Annotated in this window: 8 protein-coding genes and 2 pseudogenes; all 10 read left to right on the top strand. The window is 37.1% G+C overall.

The genetic code is table 11. The features are described 5' to 3' along the window. Positions 1-483: pseudogene (locus CN288_RS28990) on the top strand (SdrH family protein); the annotation flags it as partial. Between the two features lie 114 nt (positions 484-597). Beyond that, positions 598-1,026 (top strand): hypothetical protein, encoded by a 429-nt coding sequence (locus tag CN288_RS22365; protein ID WP_255260034.1) that lies wholly within the window; start codon positions 598-600, stop codon positions 1,024-1,026. A gap of 118 nt (positions 1,027-1,144) precedes the next feature. Continuing rightward, positions 1,145-1,576 carry a hypothetical protein gene (locus tag CN288_RS22360; RefSeq protein WP_098303123.1) on the top strand — a complete coding sequence of 144 codons (432 nt, stop codon included), beginning with the start codon at positions 1,145-1,147 and terminating at the stop codon, positions 1,574-1,576. Positions 1,577-1,578: 2 nt separating this feature from the next. Continuing rightward, entirely contained in the window at positions 1,579-1,734 is a 156-nt protein-coding gene (locus tag CN288_RS28985; RefSeq protein ID WP_176527719.1) for a hypothetical protein, read from the top strand. After that, positions 1,727-4,453 (top strand): VirD4-like conjugal transfer protein, CD1115 family, encoded by a 2,727-nt coding sequence (locus CN288_RS22355; protein WP_255260033.1) that lies wholly within the window; start codon positions 1,727-1,729, stop codon positions 4,451-4,453. The genes CN288_RS28985 and CN288_RS22355 overlap by 8 nt, the downstream gene beginning before the upstream one ends. Further along, entirely contained in the window at positions 4,453-4,653 is a 201-nt protein-coding gene (locus CN288_RS22350; protein ID WP_098303122.1) for a hypothetical protein, read from the top strand. Before CN288_RS22355 ends, CN288_RS22350 begins: the two co-directional genes overlap by 1 nt. 18 nt (positions 4,654-4,671) lie before the next feature. Beyond that, positions 4,672-6,792 (top strand): pLS20_p028 family conjugation system transmembrane protein, encoded by a 2,121-nt coding sequence (locus tag CN288_RS22345; protein ID WP_098303121.1) that lies wholly within the window; start codon positions 4,672-4,674, stop codon positions 6,790-6,792. Between the two features lie 62 nt (positions 6,793-6,854). Then, positions 6,855-7,145, top strand: coding sequence for a DUF5592 family protein (locus CN288_RS22340; protein ID WP_098303120.1), 291 nt, complete (start codon positions 6,855-6,857; stop codon positions 7,143-7,145). Between the two features lie 13 nt (positions 7,146-7,158). Next, positions 7,159-8,019 (top strand): hypothetical protein, encoded by an 861-nt coding sequence (locus tag CN288_RS22335; RefSeq protein ID WP_098303119.1) that lies wholly within the window; start codon positions 7,159-7,161, stop codon positions 8,017-8,019. Positions 8,020-8,028: 9 nt separating this feature from the next. Continuing rightward, positions 8,029-8,904: pseudogene (locus CN288_RS22330) on the top strand (VirB4 family type IV secretion system protein); the annotation flags it as partial.

The raw sequence follows: 8,904 nt of genomic DNA, 5'->3' as shown, positions 1-8,904 counted from the left end.
GTAGAACCACCAACGGATCCAGGAGATACAAAGCCACCAGTGGAACCGCCAACGGATCCGGGAGATACAAAGCCACCAGTGGAACCACCAACGGATCCGGGAGATACAAAACCACCAGTGGAACCGCCAACGGATCCGGGAGATACAAAGCCACCAGTGGAACCGCCAACGGATCCGGGAGATACAAAACCACCAGTGGAACCACCAACGGATCCGGGAGATACAAAACCACCAGTGGAACCACCAACGGATCGGGGAGATACAAAGCCACCAGTAGAACCACCAACAGAGCCAGAGAAACCAAAACCACCAGTAGAACCGTCAACGGATCCAGGAAATACAAAACCACCAGTAGAGCCACCAACAGATCCAGGGAAGCCGAAACCGCCAGTAGAACCACCAACAGAGCCAGAGAAACCAAAAACGCCAGTGGATCCACCAAAGGACGGAGGAGATAAGCCAAAACCTCCGGTAGTTGTATGAGTTAAATATTGAAGAAAATATGAAGTTCACGTCAGTTAAGACGAAAAAAGACACAAGTTGGTTGGGAATTCAACCAACTTGTGTATAAAGAATGATATAAAAGGGGGATACAACATGTTTCAAATAAATGAGATATTGAACATAAATGGAAATTTAAAGATTGTTGGCGGTATTGCTACAGGTAAAACAACAACTTTAAAAGAACTTGCTATCAAGTTGGATAACGTAATGGTTTTAGATTTTATTGGTGAGTATGAAGATCTTAAAGAATCATTTAAAGGAGATAAGTTAAATGTTATAAACCTGTGCAATCGAACCTGTCCGAAAGTGGAATTGAGCAAAGAAATAATCGGTTTAGCTAAAAAACATGACTTTGTAATAATTGATGAAGCATTTTATTTATTTGCTGAAGAAGTAAATGGGTTTGTATTATTTTTAAAACAAATGAAAGAAGCTAATACAAAAGTAATCGCAAGTTTTCAAACATTACCACCAATAGAAATTGATATTGAATTTCCTCAATTCATCATGCTTAATCGATGAATAACCTTTAAGTCTGAATTGGGGTTTATTGTAAAAATATAACAAGCTGGTTGAACCTTCAACCAGCTCTTTTCGTATACCTATACTGTATTAAAGAAGATCAAGGAGGCGTATGAGGATGGAAAGGTGGATAACGCTTGGTATAAAGGTAAGTACAGGAATTTACGTGTTGTTAGGTGTATTAGGAATTGTTTATATCATTTGGGGAATCAATCATTCTGGTTATGAATGGACACAAAATCAGACAGTAGACGCAATCCTAGGTTTTTGTGCATTTTATATTTTAATGATTTTATTTGTACGGGGCATGATGGAAAGAAAATTAACGAAACGAATGTTGTTACTAGATATTCCAATAGCCATAATAGTAGCAGTTGGTTTAATTGCTAGTATGATCTTTGTAGAGGAGCAAAATATAACTGATGTAGCGTTTTTAATGGCTTTGTTACTATCAACACCTATAATTTTACTGTTTCTTCGGATTGGATATAAGCAATGGACATTTTATAGTGAACTGAAGATTCTATTAGAAAACAGGGAGCGACAATAACGATGCTTTTTACACAAATCACTGTTGTAACCGGAGCTATTGTTTTAGGATTTCTTATGTTTACTGTGATTTTACAACAAGTTACACAAGATATTGTACAGGAGCTTTTGAATCAAGAAAATATAGTGGAAACAAAAGGAGAGCAAGAAAATGTCTGAAAGTGTGAATCCAAAGCCACCATTGAAATATAAATTAGCTGAATGGAAAGTACTCATCCCAATGAGTACTTTTTTATTTGGTGGAATCTTTCTTATCGTAAATTTTCTAGGAAACGTCATCGTAGAGCTAGTGAAAACAACCTTTTCTGATTTATTACATCCCAAACCTTTTCATATTGGGATAGAGGATCTATATACCTTTCAACATTCGTTGCTAATTTATCTAATCTTATTCCTGATTGCGAGTTTTTGCACCATACAATTCACCTACAAGATTCGTTCAAGCTTTAAAGATTTAAATCAAAATCAAAAAGATTCCTCCCGCTTTGCAACACTCGATGAAGTAAAACAACAATATCGCTCAATTCCAGAGAAAACAGAACGATATGAAGGAAAAGGCGGTGTGGTCATTTCTAGGTATGATGAAATTTCGGTGAAATCCATTTTACGACAAGTAAAAAAAGTAATGGAAGCAAAAGGATTAGAAAAATGGCAAGAAATTAAAAAGTTAAAAGAGAGTGCAAAAGCAGGAAAGCTACTTATAGATGATGGCGCTGTTAGTAATTTAATCATCGGGACAACGAGGTCTGGTAAAGGGGAAACCTATGTATTTCCAACAATTGATGCATATTCCCGTGCTGAAATCCAGCCGTCTTTAATCGTGAATGATCCGAAGGGTGAACTCCTGGCGGCTTCAAAAAAAACATTGGAAAAACGGGGTTTTCATATTGAAGTGTTAAATTTAATTAACCCGTTAGAGTCGATGAGCTATAATTTGCTTCAGCTTATCAAAGATGCTTATAAACAGGGAGACACAGCGACGGCTCAAACACTTTGTAATACATTATCATTTTCACTTTATTACAATCCAAATGTGAAAGATCCATTTTGGAATAACAGTGCAATGAGTTTATGTAATGCGTTGATTTTAGCAGTTATAGATAAATGTATCCAGGAAAAGACAGAGGATAAAATTTCGATGTATGCCGTTGCAAATATGTTATCGGAGCTTGGTTCAAAAGAAATTGTGATTGATCTGAAAGGAAATACACAAAATGCATTAGATATATATTTTGAAATGCTTCCTGCTGAGAGTGTTGCGAAGATGCAATATGCAACTTCTAGCTTCGCAAAAGGCGGGACAACACGAGGAAGTATCTTTAGTACCACAATGAGCAAACTGTCTATCTTTACTTTTGATGGCATTGCGAAAATGACGTCTCGTAATAGTATCGACTTAAAACGAATTGGCTTTGGGAAAAGCCTACAAGGAAAAGGGACACCACGGGTACGGGTACAAATAATCTTCCCAGATGGTTCCAAAGAAAGTGTCAAAACGGATACAGAAGGACGCTTTGAGTTGAACTTTAAGCAAAGTGTAAAAAAAGGTCAGCGTATTCATGTGATGGAAGGCAAAACAAAGAAGAAAACGATTATAGAAATTCAAACAGTTAACAAGGATACAGGTAAAACGACATTCAAAGTTGTCGAAAAACAAGATGGATTACAGATTGATAGCATTATCCTCTTCAAGAAACCGATTGCGGTCTTTATGATTGTTCCAGATTACGATTCTAGTAATCATGTGATTGCTTCTATCTTTATTAGGCAGCTATATTTTGTGCTATCCAAATATGCTGGTTTAGCTCGTGGTGGGAAATGTCATAGGGAAGTAATTTTCTTTTTGGATGAATTTGGAAATATGCCGGCGATTGATGATATGGGGAATATTGTGACAGTATGTTTAGGACGAAACATCCGATTTAACCTCATTGTGCAAGCTCTTCCGCAGTTGAAAATGAAATATGGAGATGCAAGTACAACCATTCAAGATAACTGTGGAAATCAAATTTATATTCAATCGGGTAATAAAGAAACCGCAAAAGAAATATCCGAAAAGTTAGGGAATCAAACAATCAATTCTTTATCTCGGAGTGGGAAAGGGTTGTCAATTGATAAGAGCAAAACGGAAGGAATAGATACAAAACCATTATTAACGCCAACTGAGTTAATGAGATTCCAAGAAGGAGAAAGTGCAGTGATACGCTTTATGAAGCGTCGGGATAATAAGTTTGAAAAGATAGAGCCGTTTCCCATTCTGAACCGAGGGAAAACGGTCATGAAATACCGTTGGGAGTACTTAGGAGATGACTTTGATACGGATCAATCCATTTTAGATATCGACATTCGTTCTTTACATGAATATGTGAATCCAAGGGATCTCATCATTGATTTCTTCCCAAAACAAGAAGAGGAGTCAACTGGTAATTCAGAAGAGCTAAAACAAATTGTACCAGAATCTGAGTCAGAGCCTGTACCAGTTCCAGCGGAGGAAGAGCCTGAGGAACCACAATTTGCGGATATTGATGAAGAAATTGAAACTCCTGAAGAAGCATATTCGTCAGAACCTGTTGTAGTAGCAGAATCAGCTCATGTATTTGAACCACTTACCTTAGAAAATTGGAAACAAAAAACAGCAGAAGAATTCTTTGAAACGCATCGTTCCATTTGGAGTGTGATTGAAAAGAAATGTATGAAGCAATGGAATAGGTCATTAGCGGATATTCAGGCAAGTACAATGGAAAGCTTTATAGAAGATCTAAAAATATTAGTGACGACAGGACAAATCGATAAGAATACGTATCGTTTGATTAATGGAAAATACGGTGAAATTATGGATAGTTTACTAGAAAAAGAAGGTGTAAAGGAGGAAGTCTGATGCAAGTAACCAATTCCTTACAACAAATTTTACAAGCTTACGGGGATCGAGTAATAGCGGGAAGAGAAGTAATGATTGGGCTTAAAAATGGTGTTGTTGTTTTACAGCCAGGCAGAATCGGTGAAGCGCCAATTATCATACGGGTAGATGAAGTGGATGAACACATTGATATGACGATACAAGAAGTATTTGAAGCCTAAGTGAAAGAAGGTGAAACCATGAATGATGAGCAAGTCTTAGAAATACTAAAAACATTTAGTGAATACTTAGAAATTGGTGGATTTACGAATTATATTCTTCGTTCGATTGGTTGGATGATTATTTTAGGGTTATCGTATTTGGTGGATGCATTAGAAGGAATTACAGATAAAATTTTGTTAGTCAAAACGTTATTTGCATCAGAAGAAGTACAATCTTTTGTGCGAGACTTTCAGCCTCTCTTTTATGTGTTATTTGCGTTTTCGCTCATTTATATTGGATATACTTTAATTTTCAATCGCAAAACAAACCGTGAACAGATTGCAGTGAACATTTTTATTAGTATGGGGGTAATCGTGTTACTAAGTACAGCAATGATGCAAGCGAATAAATTTACAGATCAGGCAATTCATGCCGTAAATCTAAAAGGGGATGGAACTACTAGTGAAAAGATTATAAAAGAGGGTCTTACAGATGTAGCGCAATTTGATATAGGAGAATGGAAAACAACTAAGTTAAAAGAAACAAATCAAATTTCGCAGGAAAATATCCGGCGAATAGATATTTTAGAAAAGATTGATAAGGATTTTAAAATTAGTAAAGATAAAAGTATAACTGAGAAAGGACAAAAGGTTTTAGAAAAAAAACTTAGTGTTGCACCAGATGGAAAAGAAGTACTAGTAGATTTGAAAAATGGTTGGTTTGATTTTTGGCCAGATAAATATTACCGCTGGGACTGGGATTTCTGGAAAATCGCTCCCTCATTATTTGTAATTGGTATGACATTACTATTTACAGCAATCAAACTTGGAAAGTTGTGCTTTGAACTAACTTTCAACTACATTCTAGCAAACTTAGTTGCGCCGGCGGATGTGGCAAATGGACAAAAAACAAAGCATATCCTAATGAATATTTTAAATACTTTTCTCATCATGATTATGATTTTTCTTTCATTAAAGCTCTACCTTATTGGTATGAACTATATTCATGAAAATGTAAATGGAATCGCTTATGTCGTGGCTTTAATTTGTTTGAGCCTTGCGGTTGTAGATGGTCCCGTCATTTGTGAACGTCTTTTTGGGATTGACGCAGGGTTGCAAAATGGTTGGGGAGCCGTTGCTGGTGGATACGCACTTGGAAAAGGGATTAGTAAAGCAAGCGGCAATATAGCGTCCAAAGCTGGTAACATGTTAAAAGGTGCAGGTAATGGTGCATTGCAAGCAGGTGCAGGTGCCGCAGGTATAGCAAGTGGATATAAAAATGCAGGGAAAACAGGCAGTAGTGAACAAGAAAATCAGAAACAATCCAAAGAACAAAATGCTAAGGAAAATGGAACAGAAAGCAAGGAAAAGCAAAGCGGTGCCGAGGGAGGCGCAACGGGAACTGATAATGCGTCTTTACAAAATGAAATAGATCAATCCAGTTATGGAAAAGAAAATAATCAAGCGTCCCAAGGCGATGCAGGTAACGGCGCTGTGTCCTTGCAAGATGAAATCAAATCATCCGGTTTTGATAAAGATGCTCAAAATGGAGAACATGGATCTTCAGCTAATTTAACAAAAAGCACAGCAGGAGGAGCGAATGATTCCAAAACGCAAGGGATTACACCTTCTCAAAATAAGGGGAATACAGTAGAAAATAAAAATCGTGCGAATGGTAATAACGGAGCACCATCAAGTACATCAGGTGGATTACAACCAAGTAGTAGTGGAGCACCATCAAGTGCATCAGGCGGATCACAGCCAAGTAGTAGCGGAGCGCCATCAAGTGTATCAGGCGGAGCACAACCAAGTAGTAGCGGAGCACCATCAAGCGCACCAGAACCGTCTCAGCCAAGTCATAGCGGAACAGCTTCAAGTGGTGAAAGCTCTTCAGGTTCATCTCGTCCAGTAGATACAACACCAAGTTCTACCCAGGATATTCCGGCACCGCAAAGAGAAAATCGTACGATTGGTCAATATGCAAAGGATCGTATCTCTAACGCATTTCATAATTCTCCAACAGTACAACGAACAAGACGTTCTTATCAACTTGGACAAAATACAGGAGAAAGTTTCCGAAACAAACGTCAAAATAAGAGTGGAAATCAAAATGAAAACCCAAATCCAAATCCCCAAAAAAATCGTAGAAAAGATTCATAGGAAAAACAATATAAGCATACAAAGAATGCTTATTTTTTTCGTCTTAAAAGGAGGAAATGAAAATGGCAAACTATCGTATTCCAAAAGAAATACGAACGGAATTGAAAATCAACAAAGTGTTATATCTTTTTGATCTCTTGTTCATTATAGGGCTTGTGGTTTTCACCATGACGACTAAGCCCTTGGTTCATCCGATGTTTCAAATTCCCTATTATATTTTTATGTTGATTGTAGGTGTCCTTTTAATTGTTCGTCCCAATACAAACCCACGAAAACGGATGTTTGAGGTACTGTTTATTATGTTAGCTCGAAAACGCTCTACGTATTGTGCAATTGACCAGGAACAAGACTAAAGGAGGAAATGAAATGGCATTATTCAATGAAAAAGAAATGAATAACGGGGTAGGAAAGAAGAGCGAAGCCAAGCCGTCCCCGCAATTGCCAAAGCAAGAAAAAAAGCCGGGGGGAGTCGTAAAAATCAAAGGATTTCAAGAAAAAAAAGAAGCACAACCAACGGTTGCTCCTTTGAGAGAAGAAGAAATACCGGTAAAGAAAAAGAAGAAAAACTTGATGCAACATCTTGGAAAGAAGAAAAAAGATGTTGTGAAAAAAACAGCGAGGATTGACGAGGATTCGGGAAGAAAAGGGAAGACGGAAAAAGAGCGGACAACAAAAAAAGCTAAAAAGAAAGAGAAACCACCTCATATCAAAAAAAGTATTGCTGAGGTGATTCCCATTATTGATATAACAGAATCAGGTGTCTTTGAATTTCGAGAAGAACAAGGTTTTGTAGATATTTTACAGATCCAGGGTACAGATATTTATTCGATGAACGAAGAAGAAGCAGAATATGCGATTTATTACCTTGCACATTATTATCAATCGTACCAAGAGTCCATCAAGATTGTATCTATGAATTTTCCAGTCTCTACGGAACAGCAACAACGTTTTCTACTGAAGAAGATTGAAACATGTCAGAATCCCTTATACGAACGCTTTCTCGTACAAAAATTGAAAGAACTTCAGTATTTAGAATGGGGGCGCACAAACCGGGAGTACTTTTTATTTGTGTATGGTGAGAACGAATTTGTTGTGAAAGAACGGGTGGAATCGTCAAAACGGTACTTGCAACGATGCATACCATTATTAGATATGGAAGAGGAAAAGAAGATAGAAATTTTATATAAGTTGCATAATCAAAATTCAAAAATTGGTACGAAAAAATAAGAAGAGGTGATGAGCGTGTCTGTACTTCAGTTTTTTAAGAGAAAACAAAAGAACGAAGAGAAAAAAGAAAAGAAACAAATCAATAAGGAATTGGTTTCCTTGATTCAACCGCAAGGGGGCATTCACTTTAAAGAAGTATATGTTCAAGGTGGAGACGGATTACAAACTTGCATTCATGTATACGGGTATCAGACAACAGTAAATGACTTTTGGTTAGAACCAATCATGAATATGCCGAATGTCATTACAACGCTTGATATTATCAGTGACAGCCGAAAAGTCGTAGTTGAATCGATTAATAAATCAATGGCAGAACAAAGCGTTCGACATGCGAACGCGAAAGATAATATTGAACGGATTGAAGCGGAACAACAGTTTAACGAATTAGAAACATTATATCAACAAGTATCCAAAGGAGAGGTGCTGAAACGAGTACATTTACGTATTTATATTTCAGCACGAACGATGACAGAGTTAGAAAAACAGGCAAAAGAAGTCATGGAAACACTTGAGTCTTACAACTTTAGAGGCGCCATCTTTTTAAATGAACAAGAATATGAATGGGCATCAATTACATCAAGTTTTGAGATGCAAAAGAAATATATCAATAAACGAAGTGGGAAAGAAATACCGGCGCTTTCTTTAGCGGGAGGGTTTCCGTTTCATTTTACATTCTTAAATGATCCATATGGGACTTACTATGGCACAACCAAAACAAAGGGGAGTGTCATTTTTGATTTGTTCCATAAAGATGCAAAACGAAAAAGTTATAACGGCGTTGTAATTGGTAAAATGGGAGCCGGCAAGTCTACCTTATTGAAAAAAATTATGAGTGATAATGCTATGAAGGGGTATAAGATTCGGGGGTTCTGGTGCAAAGATAAA

It is taken from the genome of Bacillus sp. AFS023182 (assembly GCF_002560575.1).
Lineage (GTDB): Bacteria > Bacillota > Bacilli > Bacillales > Bacillaceae_G > Bacillus_A > Bacillus_A arachidis.
Note: the sequence above shows the minus strand (reverse complement) of the source record. Positions and strands in the feature narration are given on the sequence as shown.